Source organism: Nonomuraea sp. NPDC003707 (assembly GCF_053587055.1).
In genome coordinates this window covers 69,915-96,110 of record NZ_JBSFNK010000022.1, presented here as the reverse complement: position 1 = coordinate 96,110, position 26,196 = coordinate 69,915, and the positions used below count along the sequence as shown (strand labels likewise).

19 protein-coding genes are annotated in these 26,196 nt (G+C 70.0%); 1 reads left to right on the top strand and 18 read right to left on the bottom strand.

Annotated features, from left to right (window positions below):
* Positions 1-86 precede the first annotated feature (86 nt).
* Positions 87-1,958, top strand: a complete 1,872-nt coding sequence (locus ACWDRB_RS42085) for a glycoside hydrolase family 127 protein (RefSeq protein ID WP_449903628.1) — start codon at positions 87-89, stop codon at positions 1,956-1,958.
* Between the two features lie 105 nt (positions 1,959-2,063).
* Here ACWDRB_RS42085 and ACWDRB_RS42080 read toward each other — a convergent pair whose 3' ends face one another.
* From ACWDRB_RS42080 to ACWDRB_RS41995, 18 genes are all read right to left on the bottom strand, one after another.
* Positions 2,064-3,677 (bottom strand): hypothetical protein, encoded by a 1,614-nt coding sequence (locus ACWDRB_RS42080; protein ID WP_449903625.1) that lies wholly within the window; start codon positions 3,675-3,677, stop codon positions 2,064-2,066.
* Between the two features lie 206 nt (positions 3,678-3,883).
* Positions 3,884-5,185, bottom strand: coding sequence for a glycoside hydrolase family 28 protein (locus ACWDRB_RS42075; RefSeq protein ID WP_449903623.1), 1,302 nt, complete (start codon positions 5,183-5,185; stop codon positions 3,884-3,886).
* On the bottom strand, positions 5,182-7,188 hold the full coding sequence (locus ACWDRB_RS42070) for a hypothetical protein (protein ID WP_449903621.1): 2,007 nt from the start codon (positions 7,186-7,188) through the stop codon (positions 5,182-5,184). Before ACWDRB_RS42070 ends, ACWDRB_RS42075 begins: the two co-directional genes overlap by 4 nt.
* Entirely contained in the window at positions 7,185-8,180 is a 996-nt protein-coding gene (locus tag ACWDRB_RS42065) for a DUF5605 domain-containing protein (protein WP_449903619.1), read from the bottom strand. Before ACWDRB_RS42065 ends, ACWDRB_RS42070 begins: the two co-directional genes overlap by 4 nt.
* 2 nt (positions 8,181-8,182) lie before the next feature.
* Entirely contained in the window at positions 8,183-9,571 is a 1,389-nt protein-coding gene (locus ACWDRB_RS42060) for a DUF5060 domain-containing protein (protein WP_449903616.1), read from the bottom strand.
* Positions 9,568-11,010, bottom strand: coding sequence for an ABC transporter substrate-binding protein (locus ACWDRB_RS42055; protein ID WP_449903613.1), 1,443 nt, complete (start codon positions 11,008-11,010; stop codon positions 9,568-9,570). Before ACWDRB_RS42055 ends, ACWDRB_RS42060 begins: the two co-directional genes overlap by 4 nt.
* Positions 11,007-12,188: a sialidase family protein gene (locus ACWDRB_RS42050; RefSeq protein ID WP_449903611.1), complete on the bottom strand. Its 1,182-nt coding sequence runs from the start codon at positions 12,186-12,188 to the stop codon at positions 11,007-11,009. The genes ACWDRB_RS42055 and ACWDRB_RS42050 overlap by 4 nt, the downstream gene beginning before the upstream one ends.
* Positions 12,185-13,225: a sialidase family protein gene (locus ACWDRB_RS42045; RefSeq protein WP_449903608.1), complete on the bottom strand. Its 1,041-nt coding sequence runs from the start codon at positions 13,223-13,225 to the stop codon at positions 12,185-12,187. The genes ACWDRB_RS42050 and ACWDRB_RS42045 overlap by 4 nt, the downstream gene beginning before the upstream one ends.
* Positions 13,222-14,262, bottom strand: a complete 1,041-nt coding sequence (locus ACWDRB_RS42040) for an ABC transporter ATP-binding protein (protein WP_449903606.1) — start codon at positions 14,260-14,262, stop codon at positions 13,222-13,224. Before ACWDRB_RS42040 ends, ACWDRB_RS42045 begins: the two co-directional genes overlap by 4 nt.
* The gene (locus ACWDRB_RS42035; RefSeq protein WP_397369523.1) at positions 14,259-15,254 is read right to left on the bottom strand and encodes an ABC transporter ATP-binding protein; all 996 of its coding nucleotides are present in this window, start codon (positions 15,252-15,254) and stop codon (positions 14,259-14,261) included. The genes ACWDRB_RS42040 and ACWDRB_RS42035 overlap by 4 nt, the downstream gene beginning before the upstream one ends.
* Positions 15,229-16,359 carry an ABC transporter permease gene (locus ACWDRB_RS42030; RefSeq protein WP_449903604.1) on the bottom strand — a complete coding sequence of 377 codons (1,131 nt, stop codon included), beginning with the start codon at positions 16,357-16,359 and terminating at the stop codon, positions 15,229-15,231. Before ACWDRB_RS42030 ends, ACWDRB_RS42035 begins: the two co-directional genes overlap by 26 nt.
* 6 nt (positions 16,360-16,365) lie before the next feature.
* Positions 16,366-17,364, bottom strand: a complete 999-nt coding sequence (locus ACWDRB_RS42025) for an ABC transporter permease (RefSeq protein ID WP_449903602.1) — start codon at positions 17,362-17,364, stop codon at positions 16,366-16,368.
* Positions 17,365-17,373: 9 nt separating this feature from the next.
* Complete coding sequence (locus ACWDRB_RS42020) at positions 17,374-19,356, bottom strand: ABC transporter substrate-binding protein (RefSeq protein ID WP_449903599.1); 1,983 nt, start codon at positions 19,354-19,356, stop codon at positions 17,374-17,376.
* Between the two features lie 16 nt (positions 19,357-19,372).
* On the bottom strand, positions 19,373-21,703 hold the full coding sequence (locus ACWDRB_RS42015; RefSeq protein WP_449903596.1) for an Ig-like domain-containing protein: 2,331 nt from the start codon (positions 21,701-21,703) through the stop codon (positions 19,373-19,375).
* A gap of 661 nt (positions 21,704-22,364) precedes the next feature.
* Positions 22,365-23,297, bottom strand: a complete 933-nt coding sequence (locus ACWDRB_RS42010) for a sugar-binding transcriptional regulator (protein WP_449903594.1) — start codon at positions 23,295-23,297, stop codon at positions 22,365-22,367.
* 168 nt (positions 23,298-23,465) lie between these two features.
* Positions 23,466-23,654 (bottom strand): hypothetical protein, encoded by a 189-nt coding sequence (locus ACWDRB_RS42005; RefSeq protein WP_449903591.1) that lies wholly within the window; start codon positions 23,652-23,654, stop codon positions 23,466-23,468.
* A 244-nt stretch (positions 23,655-23,898) separates the two neighbouring features.
* The gene (locus ACWDRB_RS42000; protein WP_449903589.1) at positions 23,899-24,795 is read right to left on the bottom strand and encodes a nucleoside hydrolase; all 897 of its coding nucleotides are present in this window, start codon (positions 24,793-24,795) and stop codon (positions 23,899-23,901) included.
* A 56-nt stretch (positions 24,796-24,851) separates the two neighbouring features.
* Complete coding sequence (locus ACWDRB_RS41995; RefSeq protein ID WP_449903587.1) at positions 24,852-26,174, bottom strand: hypothetical protein; 1,323 nt, start codon at positions 26,172-26,174, stop codon at positions 24,852-24,854.
* Between the last annotated feature and the right edge of the window lie 22 nt (positions 26,175-26,196).

The window sequence follows — 26,196 nt, the reverse complement described above, 5'->3', positions numbered from 1 at the left end:
CTGGTCGGCGGGTTCCGGATACAGCATCGTGGAGCATAAATATTCGATCCTTGTTGGATATTTGGCCCTGAGGCAGGATGAGCAGTATGAGCGATGATCGGATGTCTTCGGTCGTACGGCCCGGCCCCGACGCGGTGGTGGCCCTGCGCCCCGTGGCGGGCGGGCGGGTCGAGGGCGGGTTCTGGGGGGCGCGGCAGCGGGTCAACCGCGAGGTCACGATCCCGCTGGGCGGTGAGCGGGTACGCGAGTCCGGCGCGTTCGACAACCTCAGGCAGGCGGGCCCGCATCGCGGCAAGGTGTTCGCCGACTCCGACGTCTACAAGTGGCTTGAGGCGCTCGCCTGGGAGCGCGGACGGGCGGACGACGACGACCTCGCGCGGCCGTACAAGGAGGCGTCCGAGCTGGTCGCGGCCGCCCAGTGCGACGACGGCTACCTGCACACCCACACCCGGCTCACCGGCGCCGAGCGCTACTCCGACCTGGCCTCCAGCCACGAGCTCTACTGCGCGGGCCACCTCATGCAGGCGGCGGTGGCGGGCAGCCGGGCGGTCGGCGACCGTACGCTGCTGGGGGTCGCCACCCGGTTCGCCGACCACCTGGCGGCGGCGCTGCCCCCGGACGCGCTCGACGGCCACCCCGAGGTCGAGATGGGCCTGGCCGAGCTGCACCGGGAGACCGGCACGCGCGCGTACCTCGACCTCGCCGCACGCCAGGTCACCACCCGCGGCCACGCGCTCATCCCGCTCAAGGGCCACCACGGGCCCGGCTACCGGCAGGATCGGGTGCCGGTGCGCGAGGCCGCCACGGTCGAGGGGCACGCCGTACGCGCCATGTACCTGGCCGCGGGAGCGGCCGACGTCGCCGTGGAGACCTCCGATCTCGAGCTGCTCGCCGCCCTGGAACGGCAGTGGCACGACATGGTGGCGACCAAGACGTACCTCACCGGCGGCCTCGGCTCGAACTGGTACGGCGAGGCGTTCGGCGGCCACCACGAGCTGGCCCCGGACACCGCCTACTGCGAGACCTGCGCGGCCATCGGCAGCATCCAGTGGTCGTGGCGGATGCTGCTGGCCACCGGCACGCCCGCGTTCGCGGACCTGATCGAGCGCACGCTCTACAACGCCGTCCTGCCCGGCGTCTCGCTCGGCGGCGACCGCTTCTTCTACGTCAACGCGCTGCGCGTGCGCGCCGGCGCGGACCCCGACGACCTGCGCTCGCCGGCGCGCGGCCGCCAGGACTGGTACGGCACCGCCTGCTGCCCGCCCAACGTGATGCGCCTGCTCTCCTCCTTCGACCACTACCTCGCCACCAGGGACGGCGACGGCGTCCAGCTCCACCTGTACGCGCCCGGCACCGTGCGGGCGGGTTCCGTGGTGCTGGAGGTGGCGACCGGCTACCCGTGGAGCGGCCGGATCGAGATCACGGTCAGGGAGACTCCCGACCGGCCGTGGACGCTCTCGGCCCGCATCCCCGCCTGGGCCGACGCCGCCGGCGTGGACGACCGGCCGGCCGAGCCCGGCACCTACCACCGCGTCCGCAGGACCTGGCGGCCCGGCGACCGGATCGTGCTCGACCTCGGGATCCGGCCCCGGCTGACGGTGGCCGTACCCCGCCTGGACGTGGCCCGCGGCCAGGTGGCCGTCGAGCGCGGCCCGCTGGTCTACTGCCTGGAGCAGGCCGACCACCCCGGCGTCATCGTGGACGACCTGTGCGTGGCGGGCGCGGACCTCCGCGACGGGACCGCCGTCACCGGCCTGCCCGACGAGGTGGTGCCGGTCATCGCGCGCGGCCGGGCCCACGTGCACCGGGAGGAGGACGGCGGCTTCCCCTACCGCACCGCCGCCGCCCCCCGCGAACCGGAGCACGCGGGCCCGGTCGACCTCACGTTCGTGCCGTACTACGCGTGGGCGAACCGGGGGGCGGGCCCGATGACGGTCTGGGCGCCGATGCACGGCTGACACATGATCTCCGGGCGCGCGTGGCCTGACCACGGCCGTCGCCGCGCGCGCCCGGCCATACCTCCCAGGGACCTACTCCTGAGACGCGGCGGTCACCGGCTCCTCTCAGGCTCCCAGGAGATCGTGTAGAGGCCAGCCGTCCTTGTCACCTGCCATGCGAAGGCAGAGCCCTGCGCGGCTGGCCAGCTCGAGCGGCGCGATCCCGGAGACGGCATGGCCATGGGCGAGTCGGTCGAGTGCCGCGCCGACGAGCGGTCCGGCGGTCCGAACGGTGGCGGCCAGCGCGATGGAGCGGGTGGAGCCTCCATGGAGGACGATGTTCCGCTGCCGGTAGAGGCGCCGGAACGTACCCCGCAGATAGCCGTTGACCCGATGAAGAGTTCTTGTCGGGGCGGCGACCAGTTCCCGGGTTCGCTCGAAGGCCGCCGCCGTGGTGAGGTCGCATGCCGGACGGGCCGGCTGAGAGGCCAGCCACTCGGCCAGGCGTCTGGATCGTTCCCGGTTGTTGTCTCCGATGAGGTGCAAATCGCGGCGGAGCCGAGGATCCGCCGCCCGTATCTTGGGCGTGTGGCTCAATGCCGTCAGCTCGGCGCGCGGCCATCCGGCAGTCACCAGCGCGGCTGCCCGGTCGGCGGAGACCACGCGGCCCTCCTCATGATCGGCCTCGTCCGTGTCGCAGAAGAGCAGCGACTCCAAGGCGGCCCACGCGCCTGCGACTGCGGTGCTCGGCGAACTCTCGGTCAGCGGGGCAGCCAACTCCAGCGCGTCGTCGATCCGAGCACCGTCGGAGCCTGACTCCGGAAGCTCGTACAGCAAGCCGACACGTTCCAGCGACAGGACGGTCACCGCAGGGTCGCCACGGTTGAAATCCTGAGGTTCAGCCAGACCGGACAGGAAGATCTGAGGATGGACGTCGAGAAACGTCTGCCCCCGCCGGTAGCGGACCCGGTTCCGGATCCGGTCGAAACGTTCGGTGATCTCATGGAGTGCCGCGACACGGTCCCGGGCGCGGACGCGAAACAGCAGGCCGCCGCTGGCGCGGACCGAAGCGACTCCCGGGAACTCCGTACTGAGCCGTCGGCTCACCTCCTCCGGGGACATCCAGTGGGAGGACTTGGCCGCAACCTGTGCGGCCGGCAGTTTGTCCCGCAGGACGATCATTCCTTCGTACTCATGGTCGCCACGGGCTTCGAGGTCCAGGAACAGCTCAATCAGGTCGACCGCGGTTCCGGTCGCTCGGAGGCGAGTTTTGATCTCGCCGTAGAGATAATCCTGATGAAATCCCATATCGAGCATGTGCGCCGCGATGCACCGGGCGGCACGTTCGACATGGACTGGTCCGGCCGCGAGCAGATCGCGCCATCGGCGCAGGTAACCGTCGGCCACGAGGTCGGCGAGGAGCGTCAGAGTGCGCTGGCTTCGTGCCCCTGGCTTGATCGGGGCGTTGCAGGCCCTATGGATCTCCCGCCGCAACTCCCCATCCCCGATGGCACTGTCGGTCCTGAGCCTGGGCAACAGGGACTCCCGGACGTACCACGCCAGAGTCTTCGGATGGAGGACATGGTGTCCCACCCAGTCCGCTGCCTCGACCGCCTCCCGCATCGCGAGGACCGTCCCGAGATCCCACAACCGCCGGTGCCAGGGCTGCCATGATTCGAGGAGCTCTCCGATGCGGGCGCGGACCAGCGCGTCTGCATCAGTGGGGACGGCGATCGCCACGGAGCTCCTCCAGAGGTACGGGTATGGCAGCCGATGCGTTTGTTTGCGAACGGATGTTGACGGGGACTATCCTCGGTAAGACTTAGGCAGGGGAGTCGTCCTTTCAGGACCGCTCCCCATTGCCTTTTCTCGAGCCCGCTACGGCACCAGTTTGGCCTAACGGCATCACCGCTTTCCCGTGAATCACGCACGCCGATGGATCGTGATCAGCGGCTCACCGTGACGCCGGTGACCGACAGGTCCTCGACGTGCTGTGCCACGTCGGCCCGGAGCACCCCGGTGAACGAGCTGTCCCTGATCGTGATCTCCCTCAGCGGCTGCTCGGGATACCCCCGCAGCAGGTACGCGCTGCGCGTCCGGTCGCTGCGCAGCCCCGCGACGTTGATGTTGCGGATGAGCGGCGCCTCGTCGCCGTTGTGACCGTCGCCGTGGTAGAGATCGATCGAGACCGCCTCCTTGGTCAGCCCGCTGATCTCGATGTCCTTGACGAAGACGTTCTCCACGAAGCCGCCACGCACCGAGTTCGTCTTGATGTAGAGCCCGAAGTACAGGCCGGGCCCGCCCCAGCGGCAGCGGCGGACGAAGACGTTGCGGATCCCGCCGGTCGTGTCCGTGCCGATCGCGACCGAGCCGTACCGGTAACGCATGTCGCAGTCCTCGATCAGCACGTCCTCGCACGGCACCCCGACCCGCCGCCCGTCAGGGCCGCGCCCCGCCTTGATCGCGATGCAGTCGTCGCCCACGTCGAACACGCACCCCGAGATCACCACCGAGCGGCACGACTCGGGGTCGCAGCCGTCGTTGTTGGGGCCGCGCGAGTGGATCGTCACGTTCCTGACCAGGACGTTCTCGCAGCGTACGGGATGGATCTCCCACATGGGGGAGCGGACGATCCGCACGCCCTCGACCAGCACGTTGCGGCACAGGTACGGCTGGATCAGGTTGGGCCGCAGGTAGTGGCCCGCGCCGAACACGCGCTCCTCGACGGGCACGTTCCGCGCGGCCATCCGCTGCAGCGCTGCCCAGTCGTCGGCCTCGTGCGGCGTGCCCGGCCGCCAGCCGAACTCCGGCGTGCCCACCCACGGCCACCAGTGCTCGGGCCCCGCCCCGCCGTCGAGCGTCCCGGCGCCGGTGATCGCGATGTTCTCCTGGCCGTAGGCGTAGACGAAGGGGGAGTAGTTGTAGCACTCGATGGCCGAGAAGCGGGTGTAGACGGCGGGGAGGTAGTCGGCGGGGTCGGTGCTGAACAGGATCGTCGCGCCCGCCTCCACGTGCAGGTCCACGTTGCTGAGCAGGTGGACGGCGCCGGTGGGGTACGTGCCCGCGGGCACCCGCACGTGGCCGCCGCCCGCCTGGTGGCACGCCTCGATCGCGGCGTGGAACGCCCCCGTCCACGTGCCCCCTGAGCCGCCGAACTCCGTGAGGTCGAACCACCGGTCGGGGAACTCCGGCGGCCGCACGCGCTCGCGCAACTCGTCGGCGTACCGCCACGCCTCTTCCTCGTTCATGGAACCTTCCTCATGCGCAGCGCGTGGTAGAGGGGCAGCGCGATCACCCAGGACGGGTTCCACGTGTTCGCCTCGCCCTTGCGCTGCCAGTTGGTCTGGAAGAACCCCTCACCCTGCTCGCCGGGCGTCTCGAAGCCCCAGTCGCCGGGCTCGCGGCAGATGCCCTGGCCCATGGCGTGCAGGATCGTCTCGGCCCTGGCCGCGTACCGGGGCCGGCCGGTCATCAGGCCGAACTCCATCAGCTCGGAGGTCGGGAAGAACACGTCGAGGTGGTGGTTCTGCACGCTGACCGACGGCCAGCCGCACGCCTTGAACCCGCGCCGCTCGAACGTGCTGCCCGCGTCGAACTCCGGCGACCACACGTAGACGAACGTCAGCAGCCAGTCAGCCGCCGCCTCCGCCCACCGCGCGTACAGGTCGCGGCCGGTGAGCCGGTAGAGCTCGAAGGCGGCCAGGAAGTAGTACATCCCGGCCTCCTTGTCCTCGCCGGAGGCGTCCAGCGTGGCGTGCGCGAACGGCCGCTCGAACGTGGCCGCGTGCAGCCGGTGGTAGTGCCCCAGCACCTCCTCGGCCCGCCGCAGCCACACCCGCTCGCCGCTCAGCCGATACGCGCCCAGCATGGCCTGGACGCAGGCGATGCCGGCCGCGCTGACCATCGCCGAGAACGGCCGCCCGTCCGGCGTCCAGCCGATCGGGACGATGCCCTCCTGGAGCCTGGTCCGCCAGAAGAAGGCGGCGGCCTCCTCCACGGCCTCCTCCCACGCGGGCGGGACCGGCAGCCCCGCCTCCCTGAAGTGCAGCGCGATCCCGGCCAGGTCGGCTACCGTCTCGCCGTGGGCGCGGCTGGAGACGAAGTCCGCGCCGTCCTTGCGGAACGTCTCCCACCGGCCGTCGTCGAGCAGGTACCGGCCGTGCCGCAGCCCTGGGGCCGGCGTCCGGCTGCCCTCGACGTAGAAGTCCGCCGCCCGGCGGGTGCGTTCCGGGCGGCCGAGCAGGGCGTCGCACAGCGCGAGCTTGAGGCACTGGCCGGTCCAGCCGTACAGGTACGACCGGGGCCGCCCGTGGCGGGTGCCCTCGTAGGCGAGGTAGCCGTGGCCGGTCCAGCGCGCGTCCATGGCGTTGGCCTTGAGCCGGACGATGTCCTCCCGGCCGAGCGGGCGGGCGCCCTCGTCCTCCTGGTGGAGCCGCGTATGGACGAGCTTCCTGAAGCCGTGGCCGCGCGGCTCGACCGGGCCCCAGTCGAGCGTGTGCCTGGTGGTGATCGTCTCGCCCGGGGCCAGGGTCCGGTAGCCGATCGGGTCGTCCGCGACCTCCGCCTTGCTGACGTAGCAGACGTCGGGCCTGCCGTCGAACATGATCACGCCGGTCATCGCCGCCACCGTCAGGCCCGGTGACCTGATGAGGCCCAGGGAGTCGTAGGTGACCCTGCCCTCGGCGTCGCGGCGGGGGGCAGGGTGGGCGAAGAGGCTGACGTACCGGCCGTGCCAGGCGGCGTTGACGGCGGGGATCGGCAGGCGGTCCTGCTCGCACACGAACCCGCCGCCCGGCTCGACGCGGGGGACCCTGCGGTGGGGGGCGGAGGAGGGGTTGCCGTTGTAGAGGACGCCGGGCATGGTGACGTTCGCGTCGTCGGTGGGGAGGGGGAGCAGGAGGCCCGCCGCCACGTCGGTCACCTCGTGCTCGGAGTCGTTGTGCCAGGTGGCGGTGAGGGTGAGCAGGCCGCCGGGGGTGAAGGCCAGCTCCAGCCTGGCCTCGAGCGGCCCCGTCCGCGCCGTCACCACCAGGGCCTCGCCCAGGGGCGCGAGGTGGACGGAGCCCGGGTGCTCGATCCGCCAGGGGCGGCCGGTGGAGGCGGTGAGCAGGCCGCGCAGCGGCGCCCGCAGGTGCGGGCCGTCCGCGTCGCGGTGGCGCAGCCGCACCTCGGGGCCGCCCTCGCCGGGCACCACCTCGACGACCTTCCCGCCCGGCTCGGTGAGGGCGGCGACAACAGCGGACGCCGTCACGCGTGCCTCCTGAGGCGGACGGCCTGGGCCCCGGTGGCCGGCAGCGGGACCGTCAGCGTCCCGCCCTCCTGGACCCCCAGCGAGCCGACCGTCATCTCCCACGTGTCGATCACCTCGACCTCGTACCGCCCGGCCGGCACCTCGTACACCCGCTCAGGGAACCGGTGCTCGCCGCAGTACTCCAGGTAGAACTCTCCGGGCACCTCCAGCATCGGCGCGTCCCGATCCCGGTAACGCGCCTGCGCGGGCGTCTCGGCGATCACCTCCCGCAGCAGCCCCAGCCGCGCCACGGCCGCGCCCGCCAGCGTGCCGCCCGCCTCCGACCAGGTCAGTCCCTCGTCGTCGAGGTACGACTCCCCGTGCGTGACGTACCGGCGCCGCACCGACCCGTCCCAGGCCTGGGCGACGACCTCCTCGGGGGTCAGGCTGTGCCATGGATCGTCCGAGTCCCCCTCGTACCCGCACATGTCCATGAGCACCGGCTTGTGGTGGTCGCGCGTCCCCACCCAGGCGTCGCGCGGGCTGCGCGCGGCCACGCTCCCGTGCGTGAACGCGCGCCGCCACAGCAGCGGCGAGCCCGCCTCGGCGGTGATCGACAGCGGGTGGTGCCCGGGGTCCTCCTCGGCGACCAGGTCCGCGAGACGTACCCAGTCATGTTCGGAAATTTCGGGGAAAAGGGTGGGGTCGGTGGCCAGCGACCACCACACGTTCGCGTGCGCGGCCAGCCGCGGCACCACCTCCGCCACCAGGCGGGCGGCCGCGTCCACGTCCCCGATGCCGTCGGAGGGGTGCAGCAGGACCAGCTCGGCCGTCACGCCGATCGCGCCCAGCTCCGCCACCCGCTCCTCCAGCGAGTCCAGCGAGCACCGCGTCGCGAACGCCGCCATCCGCACCCGGTCGAACGGCGACGACTCCAGCGTGGCCAGCGTCCGCGCCCGCCGCTTCTCGCCCTGCAGGTGCCAGCCGAGCGCGGTGGTGGCCAGCGAAATCATGATCACACCCTCGTCATTCGCAGCGCCAGGTACGGCCGGCTTGGCAGCCCGACGCGCGCCCGGTCCCGGTGCACCCCGTCCACCGGGGTGATCGTCATGTTCCAGGCGTCGATCAGCTCCACCTCGTAGTTCCCTTCCGGGAGTTCGACGGTCACGGAGGAGGGCCGGCGCCGGCCGAGGTAACGGAGCAGGACGCCGTCGCGTCGGGCCTCCATGACCTCGCGCAGGAACGCGATCCTGGCCGGGCTCTGCCCGCGCAGCTCGCCGCCGTTGCCGACCCACGGCCGGCCCGGCCCGCCGGTCACCACCTCGCCGTGCCCGACGTACCCGCCGCGCACCATGCCCTCCCAGAACCGGTCCACCAGCTCGGGCCCGCTGATGTTGCCCCAGCGTTTGCCCGCGTCCCCCTCATAGGAGATCTCGTCGATCACCACGGGCTTGGGGCACGTACGCAGCCACTCGTCCGTCAGCGTGGCGTCCCAGTGCTGCACGCTCTGGTGCGTCACCCACGGCTTGGTGAAGTCGTACAGGGAGGCGACCTCGTACATCCGCGTCCCGTTGTGGATCGACCGCAGATGCTCGTACGGGTCCAGCCGCACGACGGTCCGCAGCAGGTCGTCCCAGTCGGCGACGGTCTTGGCGTGGTTGAAGTCGTACTCGTTGGCGACCGACCACCACACGTTGCGGTAGGCCGCCAGGCGGGCGACGACGTGGCGCAGGTACGCGTGATCGGCCTCGCGCCCCATGTCCTCCACCCCGCGAAGACCCTCGTCGTACGGGTGGAAGAGGATCACGTCGGCCTCGACCCCGATGTCCCGCAGGTCCCGGATCCGGGCCTCCAGGTGCCGGAAGAACACCGGGTTGAAGCGCGTCTTGTCCAGCCCGCCGGGGTCGTCCCCGGCGAAGGGCACCTCGGGCGGCGACATCCGCCCGGTCGGCAGCACGCACATGCGGAGCTTGTTGAACGGCGAGGCCACCAGCGTCCGCAGCGTCTCGCGCTCGCGCTCCTCGTCCATGTCGTGCGTCCAGTGGTAGCAGGTCGTCCCGAACGGCAGGTACGGCGTCCCGTCGGCGTACGCGAAGCCCGTCCCCACGGCCCGCACGGGACCGTGGTTGCCGGCGGACGCGGGCGTCACCTCGAAGCCGCCCGCGTGCCCGTCCAGCTCGCTCACGTTGCTGACAGTCGTGAACCGCCACGGACCCACCGCGTCCGGCATGAACCGGACGCGGTAGACACCGTCGCCGTCGTAGAAGCCCTCGGCCTCCACGACGCGGTTGCGGTACCGGTACCGGGCCGACAGGCGAACCTCCGCGAAGGGGTTGCCGCCCGCCGGTCCGGCCAGCTCGATCTCGTGGACGCCCCAGCGCTCCACGGTGTCCGGAGAAATCACCAGTCCTTCCCAGCGGCGGCCTGCGCCTTGATGTAGGCGGGGATGTCCTGCTGCTCGGAGACGGTCAGCGACTGCTCGGCCGTCATGCCGTCACGCAGCACGTGCTGGCGGAAGACCGAGTACAGCGGCAGGTCCCAGAACTCGGTGTTCTGGTAGTTCGACACGGTGGCGTTCTCGCCCCAGTACACGCCCGAGGTGTCGATGCCGGCCAGCTCGGGGACGCTCTTGCCGAAGTTCGACACGACATTGTCGGTCTGCAGGACGGCCTTGATGCCCTGCTTGGACAGCTCGGTCTGGGCCTCCTCGGAGACCAGCCACTTGACGATCTGCAGCGCCTGCTCCTTCTTCGCCGAGGACGGCGGGATGAACGCGGCCCGGGTGTTCGGCTGGTAGATCGCCTTGGAGCCCCGCTTGAGCACCGGGATGGAGGTGACCCCGATGTCGACGTTCTTGGCCTGCTCCTTGAACGACTCCTCGTCCCCGTCCTCGATGAACAGCTCGCTGCCGGCGTACATGTTCAGCCGCGACAGCGTCTCGACCGCCATGGCCAGGTGCCCCGGCCGGCTCATGTCGCCCTTGAAGAAGTCGGTGACGGTGGTGAAGTCGTTGCGCGGGATCTCCAGGAAGCGGTACAGGTTCTCCACGTACTGCTTCCAGCCGTTGCCGCTGATGCTGACCTTGACCTCTTCGGGCTTCGGCTCCTCGCTCGTGGTGGGCTGGAACGGGTAGAGGCCGAGCTGGTTGAACTCCAGGTACTGGTCGGGGTGCTGCATGTAGCCCTTGTAGTGGTCCAGGCCGTCGTCCCTGGTCAGCTTCTTGGCCATGTTGTACGCCTCGTCGTACGTCATGCCGGGCTTGGGGTACTTCACCCCGAACTTGTCGAAGATCTTCTTGTTGTAGAGCAGCACGTGCTCGTCGATGAACAGCGGCACGCCGTAGACCCCGCCGTCGGAGCGCGACTTGACCAGCTCCACGCTGGCCTTGTTGAGCTTGCTCAGGTCGATGCCGGCCTTCTGGAGGTCGGGGGTGAGGTCGCCGACCCAGCCCATCGGCTCCAGGTCGCGGTCGATGCGGGACTTCGGGTCCTCGATGATGATGTCGGGGGTGACCCCGGCGCTCTTGAGGTTCTCGTAGCGTACGGGGAGGTCCCACGTCGCGTACTTGATCTTGACGCCGGGGAACGCAGCCCGCAGCCTGTTCCCGATGATCTCGTCGAAGACCCTGGTCCCCTGCCTGTTCCCGTCGACGCTCGACTCGAACGGCTTGTAGTTGGCGGCGAAGATGAACAGCTCGTCGTCACAGACGCTGAACGGCTGGTTGTACTTGTTGGGGACGTTCTTACATTCCGCGGCCGAGGCGCCCGCCGAGGCGTTCGCGGGGGTGGCGACGACGGTCAGAGCGAGCGCGAGCAGCGCGAGCCCGCGGGTCTTGTGCTTCATTCAGTTTCCCCCTTGGAAGGCGTGTAGCTGCACTGGCGCACGACATTCCGCCGGACGCCGCTCCTGAATTCGGTGATCGTGTGCTCGGGCCAGTTCGACAGCAGGCCCACGGCGTCACGCAGGTAGGACTCGTTGAAGACGACGTGCCGGATGTTGTTGCGGTTGTAGGAATAGACCATGTGGATGAAGCCGTCGCTGCTCTGCGTCATCACCGGATAGGTGAACTGCGGCCCCGACTGCGCCTCCACGTCGACGGAGTTCTCCCAGGTCCGGCCCTTGTCGGGAGACAGCGACACCCGCATGGGGGAGCGGTGCTCGACCCAGGGGTTGTAGGCCAGCACCAGCTTGCCGTCGTCCAGTTTGAGCGCGGCGATCCGCGAGTTCGGGTTGCCGATGGGCTCGGCCACCGGCGCGCTCCACGTGCGGGCGAAGTCCGTGGACTCGCTCTTGTAGATCGCGCCGTCACCGGTGCGCATGTAGGCGACCAGCTTGCCCGGCTCCACCTCGACGACCGTCGGCTGGATCGAGCTCTTCGCCGTCTTGATCCAGCTCGTGTGCTCCTCCGGATACGCCTTCCACGTGCTCATGTCCTGGCTGAAGACGTAGAAGCCGGAGCTGGACCCCGCCTCGTCGTAGATCGGCAGCAGTACTTCGCCGTTGGACATGCGGATCGGGTTGGTGCCGACCATCCACCCCCACTCCTTGCGGAGGTAGGTGGGCTGACTCCAGGTGTGGCCGCCGTCGTCCGAGGTGATCAGCCGGATCGGGGCCTGTTCCCAGCCGTGTCCCTCGATCGTCACGAAGAACAGGTAGAGGCGCTTGCCGTCCGACCACAGCACCGGGTTGCCGTCGGCCTTGCCCGGCTCGTCGAACACCACCTCCGGCTTGGACCAGGTCTTCTTGCCCACCGCCAGGCGCGACAGGTAGAGCGCCTGGTTGGGCGCTCCCTCCGAGGTGCCGCCGTAGTAGACGGTCAGGATGTCGCCCGTCGGCGCCTGCGCGATCGCGGCCGCGTGCACCTTGGGCACGTTCGGGTCGGGGGCGGCCACGTCCTGGCGGCAGGCGTACGAGCCGGTCGGCTCCACCCGCACCACGCCGCCGCCGTCATCGGTGACGTACGACGGGACGGCCACGGCCACCGCCAGCGCGCCGTACAAGATGCTCTGCCTGAATCTCATGGCTGGTCAATCTCCAGATATTTGATGGTCTTCCGCAGGTAGGAAAAGGCGACGTGGAGGCGTCCGCCGCCGCCGTCGATGACGCTCGGGTAGGAGTAGCCGAGCTCGTTCTGCCAGTACTCGGGGTCGGCGTCCTGCAGCACCCGCCGGTGCGGCCACCGGGCTCCGCCGTCCTCCGACACCGCGAGGACCAGCGGGGTGCGCAGTGCCTTCCTGCGCCGCTCCCCGTTCTTGGTCACCCATCTGAACTGGTCGCGCTCCAGGCTCGCGTCGTTGTAGACGAGCGCGAACCGGCCATCCACCCTCGTGAGCTGGACGGAGGAGTCGTTGTTCGGCAGGTCGGTCCGTTCGGGAGCCGACCACGTACGGCCGTCGGCGGAGGCCGAGGCGTGGACGCGGCCCGCCTTCCGGTCCCTGAACAGCGCGAGCAGCCGGCCGTCCGGCCGCCGCGCGATCGTCATCTGCACCAGGTCGCGGCTGCCGGGGACCGGGTGCTCGGCCCAGGTGCGCCCGCCGTCCGCGCTGACCTCGACGACGCTGCGGTCGCCGGAGGCGCCGCAGTGGTAGGCGGGCAGCAGCCAGGTGCCGTCGTCCAGGATCAGCGGCGGGTGCCGCACGAAGATCCCGGGCTCGGCGAGCAGCACCCGGGGTTCGCTCCACGTGCGCCCGGCGTCCGCCGAGGTCCTGGCCACGACGTGCGCGCTCTTCTGGTCGTACGGCTCGCTGGAGGTGTGCAGCAGCCAGAGCAGCCCGTCCGCCTCGAACAGCACCGGGTTCTGCTCGCTGCGCTCCGGGTCGGCGGCGATCACCTGGGGCGGTTCCCAGCGGTCGCCGGCCAGCCGCGACAGCACGACGTCGGTGCCGGGGTGGCCCTCCTCGGGGCCGCTGAACCAGGTGCACAGCAGGTCGCCGCCCTGGGTGCGCAGCAGGTTGGCCGCGTGGTTGTCCGGGCCGTGCGGCGCGGGCAGCAGCGCCTCGCGCGCACCCGGAAGGTCCGCCGACGGCCTGACGACGCCGTCGAAGCGCGGATCACTCATGCCTTCACCTCCCGTACGTCCGGGTCCGGCACGCCGCGCAGCTCCAGCTCTTCGGCCAGGTGGCAGGCCACCCGGCGGCCCCCGATCTCGCGCAGCGGCGGCGGCTCCGTACGGCAGGTGTCCCTGGCGTACACGCAGCGCGGATGGAACGGGCAGCCCGGCGGCACGTGCGCCGGGTCGGCGATGTCGCCCAGCAGCTTGATCCGCTCCCGGTGCCGCTTGGCCGCCGGGTCCGGGTCGGGCACCGCCGACAGCAGCGCCTCGGTGTACGGGTGCAGCGGCCGCGTGTACAGCTCCTCGGTGGGGCCCTGCTCGACGACCTTGCCGAGATACATGACCGCGACCACGTCCGAGACGTGCTCGACGATGCCCAGGTCGTGGCTGACGAACAGGTAGGCCAGGCCCGAGTCCTCCTGCAGGTCCCTCAGCAGGTTCAGGATCTGGGCGCGGACCGACACGTCCAGCGCGCTCACGGCCTCGTCGGCCACCACCAGCCGGGGTGACAGGGCCAGCGCCCGCGCGATCCCGACCCGCTGCCGCTCGCCGCCGCTGAAGGCGTGCGGGTAGCGGTTGGCGTACTCGGGGCGCAGGCCCACCCGGTCGAGCAGCTCGCCGACACGTTCGTCGATCTCTGCCTTGGAGCCGTACCTGTGGGCGCGCATCGGCTCGCCGATGATCTCGCGCAGGGTCTTGCGCGGGTTGAGCGAGGAGTGCGGGTCCTGGAAGATCATCCGCACCTGCGCCCGGTACGGCTTGAGCTCCTTCTCCTGCAGCCCCGCCACATCGATGACCGAGCCGTCCGGCTGCCGGTAGAGCATGCGCCCGCCGGTCGGGTCGTGCGCCCGCACGATGCACCGGCCGAGCGTGGTCTTGCCGCAGCCGGACTCGCCGACCAGGCCGAGCGTGCTGCCGGGCTCGATGGCCAGGTCGACCTCGTCCACCGCCTTCACCGCGCCCACCTGGCGGCCAAGCAGCCCGCTGCGGATGGGGAAGTGCTTCGTCAGCCCCTCGATGCTGAGCAGGGGTTCCGTGCTCACGCTTCCTCCTCGTAGAGCAGGCAGGAGACCTCGCGGTCGGCCATCGGGACCCGGCGCGGCAGCACGACGTCGCATTTCCCGGCCACGACGGAGTCGCAGCGCGGGTGGAACGGGCAGCCGTCCGGCCGCGCGTACGGCGGGGGCACCATGCCCTTGATGGCCGTCAGCCGGGTCCGCGAGGCCCGTCCGAGCCGGGGCATCGAGCGCAGCAGCGCCCGCGTGTACGGATGCCGGGGCGCGGCCAGCACCTGCTCGGCCGCCCCGTACTCCACGACCCGGCCCAGGTACATGACCGCCATGCTGTCGGCCACCTGCGCGGCCACTCCCAGGTCATGCGTGATCATCATGATCGCCATGCCGAAGTCCGCCTGCAGGTCCCGCAGCAGCTCCAGGATCTGCGCCTGGGTGGTCACGTCCAGCGCCGTCGTCGGCTCGTCGGCGATGAGCAGGCTCGGCCGGCACGACAGCGCCATCGCGATCATCGCGCGCTGCCGCATCCCGCCGCTCAGCTCGAACGGGTACGCGTCCACCCGGCGCTGCGGCATGGGGATGCCGACCCGGTCGAGCATCTCGATCGCGCGCCGCCGGGCGGCGGCCTTGCCGACGTTCTCGTGCAGCCGGACCGCCTCGACGATCTGGCTGCCGATCGTGTGCACCAGGCTCAGCGAGGCCATCGGCTCCTGGAACACCATCGCGATGTCCCGCCACCTGACCTGCCGCAGCAGCCGGCGGTTCGCGCCGACCAGCTCGACGGGGCCGCTGTCGCGGTGCAGCGTGATCCGCCCGCCCTCGATGTGGCCCGGCGGGTCCACCAGGCGCAGGATCGAGCGGGCCATGACGCTCTTCCCGCAGCCGGACTCGCCGACGATGGCCAGCGTCTCACCCTTGCGCACCCGCAGGTCCACGCCGTCCACCGCGCAGACCACGCCGTCGTCGAGCAGGAAGTGGGTACGCAGGTCCTCGATCTCAAGCAGCACGTCGTCTGCGGCCACGCCGGACCCTCCTGTTCCCGTACGGGTCCGCCGCGTCACGCAGACCGTCACCGAAGAAGTTCATGGCCACCACGACGATCACCACCGCCACGCCCGGCGCCAGCAGCCAGGGGGCGTTCGCGACCACGCGGATGTTCTGGGCGCCCTCCAGCAGCACGCCCCAGCTCACCGCCGGCGCCTGCAGGCCGAGCCCGAGGAAGCTCAGGCTCGTCTCGCCGAGGATCATGCTCGGGATGGCCAGCGACAGCGACGCGATGATGTGGCTGGCGAACGACGGGATCATGTGCCGGAAGATGATCGACAGCCGGCCCACGCCGTCCAGCCGGGCGGCCATGACGAAGTCCTCCTCGCGCAGCGACAGGAAGCGTCCGCGCACGTCCCTCGCCAGCCCGGTCCACCCGATCAGCGAAAGGATCACCGTGATGGCGAAATACCTGGTCAGCGGCCCCCAGTCGGTCGGGAGCGCGGCCGAGAGCGCCATCCAGAGCGGCAGCGTCGGGATCGCGATCAGGAACTCGATGACCCGCTGCACGGCGTTGTCCACGCCGCCCCCGAAATATCCGGATATGCCGCCTATGAGCATGCCGAGTAAGAAGCTGGCCGCGACCCCCACCAGGCCGATCGACAGCGACACCCGGGCCCCGTGGATGAGCCTGGACAGCAGGTCCCGCCCGTTCTGGTCGGAGCCCAGCAGGAAGACCGGCTCGCCCTTGGTGACCGGGCCGATCAGGTGGAGGTCCGACGGGATCAGGCCCAGCAGCTCGTACTCGTCGCCGTGCACGAACAGCCCGACGTCGATCCGCTGCCCGGGGTCCTCGGTGTAGCGCTGCTCGTACGTCTTCGGGTCGCGCTCGGTGCGGTAGCCGTGCACGTACAGGCCGAGGTCGCCCGAGAAGCGCAGCACCTGCGGCGGCGCGTACGTCATCGACGTGTTCGCGGTCGAGCTGGACATTGGCGCGAAGAACTCCGCGAAGATCGCCACGAAATACACCGGCACCAGGATGGCCATCCCGGCCAGCGCGAGCCGGTGCCTGCGGAACTGCCGCCACATCAGCCGCCACTGCGGCAGCGTTCCCACTTCCTTGGTCGGTCGCCTGAGGAACATGCGGCGCTACTCTCTCTTGTACCGTTTACGGATTCGCGGGTCCCACCACGCCAGCGCCAGGTCGCTCACCACGGTTCCGATCACGGTCAGCGTGCTGAGGATCATGATGAAGCTGCCGACCAGGTACATGTCCTGGTTCATGACGCCGTTGAGCAGCAGCGGGCCGCCGGTCGGCAGGCTCATGACCACCGACACGATCGTCTCCCCGCCGATCAGGCCGGGCAGCAGCCAGCCGACCGTGCTGAAGAACGGGCTGAGCGACATCCGCACCGGATACTTCAGCAGCAGCTTCCACTCCGGCAGGCCCTTGGCCCTGGCCGTGTGCACGTACGGGCGGTAGAGCTCGTCCAGCAGGTTCGCCCGGGTCACCCGGATCATGCCGGCGGTGCCCGACACGCCGATCACCACGATCGGCACCCACAGGTGGCCGAGCAGGTCGAGGACCTTGCCCAGGTTCCAGGCGGCGTCCTGGAACTCGGGGGAGAACAGGCCGCCGACGCTCTGGCCGAAGAAGCGGAAGCCGACGTACATGAGGACCAGCGCCAGCATGAACTCCGGCACCGCCATGCCGATGAACCCCAGGAACGAGAAGCCGTAGTCGCCCCACGAGTACTGCTTGACCGCGCTGTAGATGCCGATCGGGAACGCGATCGCCCAGACCATGAGCAGCGAGCTGATCGACAGCACCGCCGACAACGCGACCCGCTCGCCGATGAGCGTGGAGACCGCCTGGTTCCAGGCAAACGATTGACCAAAATCGCCGTGCAGGAGGATCGCCGTGATCCAGCGCCAGTACTGCAGCAGGAGCGGGTCGTCGAGGCCGTACCGGTGCCTGAGGTTGGTGATCTCCGCAGGGGTGAGGCCCTCGCCGCCGGCCTGCGCGTTGGCCACGAGCGTCGAGACGTAGTCGCCCGGCGGCAGGTTGATGATGACGAACGTGACGATCGAGATCGCCCAGAGCGTCACCACCACGTACACCAGGCGGCGGCCGAAGTAGCCCAGCACGTCGGCCCCTCAGAGGGAGTACTGCTCGGGCTGGGTCGGCCCGGGGGTGGTAGGTGCGCCGGCCATCGAGTCGGGCACGTTCTTGAAGCTGTTCGACACGATGCCGTACTCGTCCGGGTACGTGCTGATCCCGATCGCGTAGAACTGCTGCGCCGCGATCTCGATCACCTTCCTGGCGGACTCGATCGCCTTGGTGGTGTCGGGCTCGGTGCGCATCGTGGTGAATGCCTCCAACTGGTCGCGCACCTCCTTGGGCGGCTCGTCGCCGGCCTTGCCCTTGCTGCCGTACCACTGCGCCCAGCGGATGGCGTAGCGGGCGCTGCCGGAGTTGCTCGGCACGTAGTAGTGGTCGCCGCCGGTGCCCGTGATGATGTCGAAGTCGCTGCAGGTGTACGTGGAAACCTGCGGCTGGTTCGCCATCGTGCGCTCGGTGAACAGCGTGCCCGCGACCGGGTCCACCCGCAGCCCGACCCCCACCGCCTCCCAGCCCTTCTTGACGAACTCCAGCGCCTCGGTGTGGTGCGGGAACTCGGTGCTGGCCATGACCGTGACGATCAGCGGCTTGCCGTCGGGGCCCAGGCGCTTGCCGTCGGCGTCCTTCTTGGTCAGCCCGGCCTTGTCGAGGTGCTCGTTCGCCTTCGCCGCGTCGAACTCGGTGTACTGCTTGCCGAACGCCTCGTTGTGGACCACGTTCCGCTTGGACGGCGCGGCCTGCCACGGTTCGCCCTGGCCCGCGTACACGCCGTCGATGATCTCCTTGCGGTTGATCGCGTACGACAGCCCGATCCTGAAGTCCCTGTTCTGGAACAGCTTGCGCAGCTCGTCGTCCGCGATGTTCTGGTTGAACTGGATGATCATCGTGTTGCTGAGCCGGCTCGGCACGTCGAACAGCCGGTACTTGCCCTTGGCGGCGTTCTGGGAGACCAGCGGCTTGTTCTCCGGAGTGTTGAAGTTGCGCAGCTGCATGCCGATCTCGCCGTTCATGATCTTCAGCAGCTCGACCTGGACGTCGCCCAGCACCTCCGCCCGGTAGCGGTCGATGTACGGGAGCTGGCGCCCCTGCTGGTCGACCTTCCAGTAGTACGGGTTGCGCTCGGCCACCAGCGCCGTGCCCTTGCCGATCGGAGTGCTCACCTTCCAGGCGTGCAGCGTGGGCTGGTCGGCGTTGTGCCACGGGTCCTGCTTCTGCATGAACAGCTGCGTCCAGTCCTCCAACTGCTCGTCCTTGGCCAGCTGGTCGACGTCCGGGTTGTACTTCTTGTGGAACTGCTTGAGGTAGTGCTTGGGCAGCAGGAACCCGATCGGGCCGGGCCGCTCGAACGTCGCGACCGCGATCTGGAACAGCAACCCCGCCTTCGGCTCCTTGTAGACGTAGCGGACGGTCCGGTCGTCCACCTTCTCGACCTTCACCCGCTCGGTGGTGCTGCCGTTCTCCAGGTAGAGGTCGTAGATGCCGGTGGTGTGCAGGTCGTGGTACGTGGCCACGTCCTCGAAGGCGAACATCAGGTCGTCGGCGGTGCACGGCTGGCCGTCCGACCACTTGAGGCCCTCGCGCAGGCGGAAGACGTATTCCCGGCCCCCGTCCTTGACCTCGAACTCCGCCACGTTGGCCACGATGTCGTCAGGGCCCTTCTGGCCGTTCGTGCCGGGCTTGAGCCTGACCAGGGGCTCGTACCCGAGGGTGTTGGTCAGCCAGTCGATGTCGTCGTCGCCGACGAGGGCCGAGGCCCAGGTGCCGCCGTACCTGCCCGGTTCCTTCAGCGGCGTGACGACGAGGGGGTTCTTCGGCAGGCGCTGCTCCAGCGGCGGCAGCTTGCCGCTCTTGACCAGCTGCGCCAGCGCCGGGGACTCCTTGGCGGACATGTCGGCGGCCTGGACGGCGCCGCCCGTGTCGGGGCTGGTGTCGAGGAAGCTGCAGCCGGTGGCGGTGGCCAGCAGGAGAAGGCCGCCGCCGCGGAGGAGGTTCCTCCTCGTGAACGGTTGGTGGGTCATGGGGGGTACTCCAGTTCTAACGATTGACCTGCACCAGGCTGAACCTGGCCGTGGTGTAGGCGTGGACCGCGTTCGCCTCCTGGTTGCCGTCGACCGCGAGGCCGATGTAGAAGCGGCCGGTCCGCATCACGATGCGCTCGTAGCCGATGCGGTCCCAGTTCAGCGAGTTGGACGACAGGAAGGCCTCGAACTCGTTGTCCCCGGTCAGCAGGCTCCGGCAGACCAGGCGCAGCCAGTACGGTTTCTTCGGGTTCAGCGGGTCCTCGCCGGCGGCCGGCCAGATGCCGACGCTGGGCTGCTTGCCGTTCGAGGCGACCCTGACGGCCTTGGCGCGCATGCCGGCGCCGTCGTCACCGCTCGCGGACAGACCGATGCCGGCCAGCATGAACGGTGAGTTCGGCGCGAGGTCCTGACGCACCATGATGCCCGCGACGGCGTCGACGTGCCCCATGCTGATGCTGTCCACCCGCGCGGTGATCTCGATGACCTCGCCCCGTTGGCTGAACCCGACGGCCTGATAGGCGAAGTGGAAGGAGTCCTTCCAACCGGCGATCTTCCCGGACCCCTTCAGCGTGAACACGCCGTCCTTCAGCGCCGTGCTCCCGGGGATGGCCACCTCGCCGATGTCCTTCGCCGTCCACGGCTTGTGGGTCATGGTGCGGGTGACGTGGATCGGCACCAGCGACGAGGTGGTCGCCGACCCTGTGCTGTCGGTCGCGCGCGCCGTCAGGGAGTAGGTGCCGTCGGTCGCGTCCGCCCAGGTCGCCTGGTACGGCGCCGCGGTGGCCTCGCCGATCTTCTTGTCGCCGTGGAAGAACTCGACCTTGGCGATGGACGCGCCGTCGAGGGCCTTGGCGTCGGCCTGGACGACGACGGACTGCTGGTCCGTGGCCGCCGCGAACACCTGGTCGATCTTGGGGGAGAGAATCGCCACCTCGGGGTTGCGGGCCCCGGCTCGCTGGATGGAGTTCAGGTAGCGCTCCAGGTTCGTGTACCCGCTGCCGTCCACCGTCTTGGCGTCGTCGGCGTTCTCCGGGTTCAGCCCCTGGGCGGTCTCCCACTCGTCCGGCATGCCGTCGTGGTCGCTGTCGGCGGGAGCGGGCGCCTCGGGCGGCGCCGGCAGCCAGCCGCCCACGTCCTTCTGGGAGTTGATGTGGCGCCCCGTGCCGGTGCGCGCCTCGTTGATCAGCCTGGCGTCGATGGCGTCCCGTCGCGGCAGGATGGCTCCGGCCTGTTCCAGGACCGTCGCGAACGCCTGCTGCGCGGGCTGCTCCGTGATGCCGTTCTCGAACTCCACCGGCCTGGGCCGCAGCGTGATGCCGCCGGTCGGGTAGGTGATGCCGAGCGTGTTGTCGGCCGTGAGGTCGGCGTGGCCCTCGACCGTGTTGCCGCTGACGTGCCACTCGCCGAACCGGCCGGGGGCCACGATCGTCCTGGCGATCGGGGGCAGCGTGTTGGGGCCGGGCTTGTAGTAGTTGCCGATGATGTTGATGCCGTTGGCCCACTCGCCGCCGTAGCAGGTCGTGATCCCGGGGTTGTAGATCACGTTGTTGCGGTGGTCCACCACCAGGCTCATGCCCTCGGTGAAACTGAAGCGCGGGTTGCGGCCGTTCTCGTGGATGAGCAGGTTGTGGTGGTAGGTGATGGTGTCGCCGCCCCACAGGCCGCCCATGCCGTGCCGGCCCTTGGGGTGCACCGAGTTCACCAGGCCCTCGGAGATGATGCACCACTGGACGGTCACGTTGGTGTTGCCGTAGACGGAGAAGCACTCGTCCACGCCCCAGCTGAAGGAGCAGTGGTCGATGATGATGTCCCGCACGCCACGGGCGCCGAAGGTGTCGATGGCGGTGCCGAGTTCGTCGCCGCCGCGGAAGCGCAGGTGGCGCAGGATGATGTTGCTGCCCTTGATCTGCGTCTCGTTGCCGATGACGGTGATGCCGTGACCGGGGGCGGTCTGGCCGGCGATGGTGAGGTTCGAGCCGGTGATGTCGAGGCCGCCCTTGATCTTGATGTTCCCGGAGACCCGGAAGACGACCGTCCCGTCGGACTTCGCCACCGCCTCGCGTAATGACCCGGGGCCGTCGTCGTCGAGGGTGGTCACCTCGTACACGGCGCCGCCCCGGCCGCCGGTGGTGTACATCCCGGCCCCCTCGGCGCCGGGGAAGGCGGGCACACCCTTCGCCCTCACCTTCGGCGCGACGGTGGGCGTGGGGCTCGGGCTGGGCGGTGCCGCCACGCCGGAGGTGCCCGCCCATGCCACGGCGGGCGGAACCAACGCCGCGGACCGCACGAAATCCCGGCGACTGAATTCTGATTGCTGGCGATCGAAGCCTTCGGCCTCGCTCATGCGAAACGCTCGCTTTCTGCCCCGAATGGACAGGGCTGTGCCGTCTTTCGGCACGACTCCGGACCACGCTGTCGCTAAGTGAGAATTTTTATTCAGCCATGAATGGAGTGGATTCATCACATCGTGAACGACACCGTTGTGACTGTCAAGAGCGCTTTCCAACCCGCCAGATCCAGCGTCAACCCCCGCAGCGGGCCCACCCGAACCCGCCCACCCACCTCACACCGCCCCCGGCCGCCCGGCCTGCCCCGGCCTCACAAGCCCGACGTCGTCCGCCCCCACGAGCCTGAGGCCCTCACGAGCCCGACGCCTTTGGGCGCGCACGCCGACGGCCTCCGTCGCGCGGGATCGCCGACCCGCCACCCAAACCCGGCGGCCTCCTGCACCTAAGCCCGGCAATCTCCGCCGCCCAGCCCCGGCGACCTGCAGCACAAAGCTGACGGCCCCGCCGCCCAAGCCCGGTGGCCCTTCCGACACGCAACCCCGGCGGCTTCCTCCGGCATGCAAGCCAGGCGACCTCCGCCGCGCAAGACCTACGGCCCCTCCGGCACGCGGGTGCGGCTCGGCGCACGAGGCACGGCGCCCAGCCGGCTCCTCACCGGCCCTCAGGCAGCCGCGCCCAACTGGGCCCCAGCAAGACCGCTCCCTGGCCAGGCGAAGGTCAGTCCTTAAGGAGTTGCTCAGCCACACCCACATCCGTGATGAGCGTGTTCACCCAACCCCCACGCAACGCCGCCCGAATGGCCGCCGTCTTCCGGCGACCCCCCGCGATGGCGATCCGCCGCGGCACCCGCAGCAGATCAGCCGCCGAGATGCCAAGAATGCGATCCTCGAGCGGCGACGCGATCAGCCGTCCCTCGGCGTCGAAGAAGCGCAGGCACACGTCACCCACCGCCCCCAACTCCCGCAACGTCTCGAAGTCCTCCTCCGAGATGGCGTTGCCGCTGTCACGCAGCAGCGGCGACGGGTCCAGGCTCCCGATCCCCACCAGCACCGTGGTCAGCCGCGACCAGGCATCCACGACCTGCCGTACGACGTGATCGTCCGAAAGCGCCTGCCGGGCGGCCGCGGACCCGACCAGGCCGGGCGCGGGCAGGAAGACGGGCTCGGCGCCCGTGAGGTCGGCCAGGTGGGCGGCCAGACGGGTGGCCTGGACCTGCGCGGACCCCTTGCCCACCCCGCCGATGAGCTGGACGACCTCCTCCGCCACCTGCACCGGACGGCGCTGCATGGCCTCCACCGTGGCCAGCAGGCTGGCGCTCCAGGACGAGATGCCCAGGTGTTCGCCGCCGATCAGCGTGGCGTCCAGGTACGTGGCGCCGGCCGAGCCCAGCGCGGCCACCACGTCGTGGTTGTCGCCGGTGGCGTCCACGACGATGATCTGCTCCACGCCGTACTTGCGCTCGAGGTCCTCCTCCAGTAACGCGTGCACGCCGCTGGGCACCACGACCACCGTGCGTACGATGCCGATCTCCGCGGCCTCCTTGAGCAGCCGCGACACCCGCGGCTGCGAGATGCGCAGCTGCGCCGCGATCTGCGGCTGGCGCACCCCGTGCTCGTGGTAGAGGCGGGCGACCCGCACCAGAAGCCGCATGCGTTCCGACTCCTGGCTGAGCCGGCGACCGCTGAACCTCATGGGCTCACCGCCGGAGCGGCCCTTCTCGAACTGACTGTCAGCTCCCACGATCGCTGGCCTCCGCTTCGGCTCCGCCGCTCATGCTGGTCCGGTGGCGAGCCCGGGCCACTGCCGAGTGCCATTCTGCTAGCCCGCGGCCACGCTCGCACCACGATGTCCCGGGTACGTGGCACGCGCCACGACCCGCCACCCAGGACAGCACCCGACGGGACCGTACACCGACCGCGCCACCGCCACCCCCGCCAGCTCCACCCGCCAGCCACGCCGCCCCAGCACCGTCTCCCCGCCGCCCGGTCGCCGCAGCCGCCCCAGCATCGTCCCCCCGCGCCCAAGCCGCCGTCGCCGGTTCAGCACCACCGCAGGACCCGTTCGACCTGGTCGGCGCCGTGCCGAGGCCGCCGAACGACCCCAGCATCGTGTGCAGCCCACTCCTCCGGCCCAAGGTCGCGAGCCGGGCGAGCCCCGCCCGAGCCGCAGACCGCCGACAGGGTGCCCGCTCCCGCTCCCGCCCTCGAACGTCAGCGAGCCCACGTCGCACCCCTCCCTCCCACCGTCGCGCCTACCGCCGGGCGAAGGCCTGCAGCTTCGCGAAAAAGTCCTCGAAGATGAACCGCGAGTCGATCGAGTCGTACGTACGGATCGCCCGATTTTCGAGGGAGAAGTCGTACGACCCGTCGTGGCGGAAGTTCGGGGCGGGGCGCTCCACCCACGTCCCGCAGTCGGGATGGAGCATCAGCTCGATCGCAGGGGAATCGCCGAGCGCGCGGAACTCGATCGACGGCCCGCTGTGCTGCTCGTTCCACTCGACGAGCTGGCGCACGAGGTACTCGCCGATCTCGCCGTACGGCGCCACCTTCGCGTCGAGCTCGGCGTATCCGACCGCCGTCATCCGGTACGTCGGCGCCGGGACCTGCCAGACCTTGACCGCCGAGGAGAACACGACATTGGCCGCCACGATGTCGTTGGACAGGTTGAACTCCGGCCGGGCGGGCAGGCCGCCGCGCCCGTCGTACCCGTTGCCGCCGATCCAGATCACGGTCACGTCCCGCTCGGCGATGCGCGGCTCCAGGAGCAGGGCCGAGGCCATGTCGGTCAGCGGGCCGAGGAAGGCCACGTACAGCGGCTCGGGGACGTCCCGCATGGCCTCTTCGATGATCAGGTCCGCGCCGGGCGACGGGACCGGGGTGACCACGTCGGGCAGCGCGTACGGGGCGCCGTCCTCGACCCTGACCGTGCCGTCGAGCTTCATCAACCGCAGCAGCAGGTCGATTTCCGCGCGGCTTTCCTCCAGGCTCGACCGGGTGCGGCGATTGCCGAAATGCGCGGCGATCAGCCCGCGAATATCGAGGCTCGGTGAGAGCAGGGCGTGCACGATGGCGAATTGGTCGTCCGCCTCGTTTTTGGCGTCGGTGTTGACGATCACTCTGCGCCGGTGGGAAAAGGTACGGCCCGCCATGCACACCCTTCCATCTATCTTGAATATCTATTCAAGTACGTATCTATATTCCGATATTATGTTGTGACATTTGTGGTGTCAAGGTCCCAGAGGATGACGGACAGCGCGAACGGCGAGATGGTGTGGTCGTCGTGCGTGGCGTCCTCAAGGAGATCCCACCGTCCGTGCTCGGGCCGCCCGCCGGCGAGCAGCGCCACCCGGTCGCGTACCGGGGCCTGGTAGACGCGGTGCCCGACCCCGTTGAAGCAGCACTCGTCGAACCGGTTGAGGATCTGCACCTGCCCACGCCCCGGACCGACGGACGCCAGCACGTACATGTCGAGGAAGTCGTCGGAGGCGGCGGCGTAGAAGCCGGGCAGCGCCTCCTTGGTCTGCTCCCAGTCGCCGGTCGTGGGGCGCGGCTTCGGCGAGGCGGGACGCAGGAAGAACGGCAGCGACCCGGCCGTGGGATAGCTGCGCGTGACGCGCGGGTCCAGCGCCGCGAACACCGTCGTCGCCCAGCCCCCGCCCGACAGGCCGATCATCTCGACGGAGGCCGGCCGGTACGTGGCCTGCGCGTAGTTGAGGGTGATCGTGAGCGGTTCGAGGAAGAAGGTGAGGGCGGAGAACTCGGTGCTCTCCCAGGGCGGGAGCTCGCGGTGGGAGGGGTTCGGCAGCAGCTTCGCCGGGTCCTTGGGGTCGGCGATCTGCTGCTGGTTCCAGTGCTGGAACGGCATCGCGTACGCCATCACCCGATAACCGCGGTCGAGCAGGGCCTGGACGGTGCGGAGCATGGTGTCGAACGGCTCGCCGTGGCCGTTGTGGTAGAGCGCGAGGCGCCGGTTCCAGGCGCGGCGCGGGACGATGTCGTACACCTTGGCCGAAACCTGGTAGCCCAGGGGGACCGTCAGCCGGTCGATCCGGCGAACACCCGTCAGGGAGGCGAAGTCGGGAGCCGACACATCGGTCTCGACGATGGGGAGCGTCTTCGGCTGTCCCGCGCCCTTCCAGATGTAGTCGATCATGCCCTTGCGTTTGGCGGCGATGTCGGCGGCCGACGCGATTCCGATCAGCGGCTCGATGTCGACGCCTGCGACGGCGGCCGGCAGCGTCTTGTACTCGGGCCCGAACCTGGCCGCCACCTCCTGATTGACCGGCGCCACCGGCCGCGGTGCCCCCTTCCCCCCGCGCACCCCCTCATCCAGCCCACCCGTTCCCGCCGCACTCCCGCTCCCGGCCGCACTCCCGCTCCCGGCCGCGCTCCCGCTCCCGGCGCGGCCCACGACCCCGGCCCCCGCACCGGTACGACTCGCCGCCTCGGCCGGCCCCGCGACGACGGCCGCCCCGATACCACCCAGCACCCCGCCCAGCAGAGCACGCCTACTCGCCAACTCGTCCATCTCATCCATTCCTTCCACTACG

What these genes read in the sequence shown, in the direction of transcription:
- ACWDRB_RS42085 (WP_449903628.1), top strand. Translation starts at nt 87, where the DNA reads ATGAGCGATGATCGGATGTCTTCGGTCGTACGGCCCGGCCCCGACGCG.
- ACWDRB_RS42075 (WP_449903623.1), bottom strand. Translation starts at nt 5,185, where the DNA reads ATGAACGAGGAAGAGGCGTGGCGGTACGCCGACGAGTTGCGCGAGCGC.
- ACWDRB_RS42065 (WP_449903619.1), bottom strand. Translation starts at nt 8,180, where the DNA reads ATGATTTCGCTGGCCACCACCGCGCTCGGCTGGCACCTGCAGGGCGAG.
- ACWDRB_RS42055 (WP_449903613.1), bottom strand. Translation starts at nt 11,010, where the DNA reads ATGAAGCACAAGACCCGCGGGCTCGCGCTGCTCGCGCTCGCTCTGACC.
- ACWDRB_RS42050 (WP_449903611.1), bottom strand. Translation starts at nt 12,188, where the DNA reads ATGAGATTCAGGCAGAGCATCTTGTACGGCGCGCTGGCGGTGGCCGTG.
- ACWDRB_RS42045 (WP_449903608.1), bottom strand. Translation starts at nt 13,225, where the DNA reads ATGAGTGATCCGCGCTTCGACGGCGTCGTCAGGCCGTCGGCGGACCTT.
- ACWDRB_RS42030 (WP_449903604.1), bottom strand. Translation starts at nt 16,359, where the DNA reads ATGTTCCTCAGGCGACCGACCAAGGAAGTGGGAACGCTGCCGCAGTGG.
- ACWDRB_RS42020 (WP_449903599.1), bottom strand. Translation starts at nt 19,356, where the DNA reads ATGACCCACCAACCGTTCACGAGGAGGAACCTCCTCCGCGGCGGCGGC.
- ACWDRB_RS42015 (WP_449903596.1), bottom strand. Translation starts at nt 21,703, where the DNA reads ATGAGCGAGGCCGAAGGCTTCGATCGCCAGCAATCAGAATTCAGTCGC.
- ACWDRB_RS42010 (WP_449903594.1), bottom strand. Translation starts at nt 23,297, where the DNA reads ATGCGGCTTCTGGTGCGGGTCGCCCGCCTCTACCACGAGCACGGGGTG.
- ACWDRB_RS42005 (WP_449903591.1), bottom strand. Translation starts at nt 23,654, where the DNA reads ATGCTGGGGCGGCTGCGGCGACCGGGCGGCGGGGAGACGGTGCTGGGG.
- ACWDRB_RS42000 (WP_449903589.1), bottom strand. Translation starts at nt 24,795, where the DNA reads ATGGCGGGCCGTACCTTTTCCCACCGGCGCAGAGTGATCGTCAACACC.
- ACWDRB_RS41995 (WP_449903587.1), bottom strand. Translation starts at nt 26,174, where the DNA reads ATGGACGAGTTGGCGAGTAGGCGTGCTCTGCTGGGCGGGGTGCTGGGT.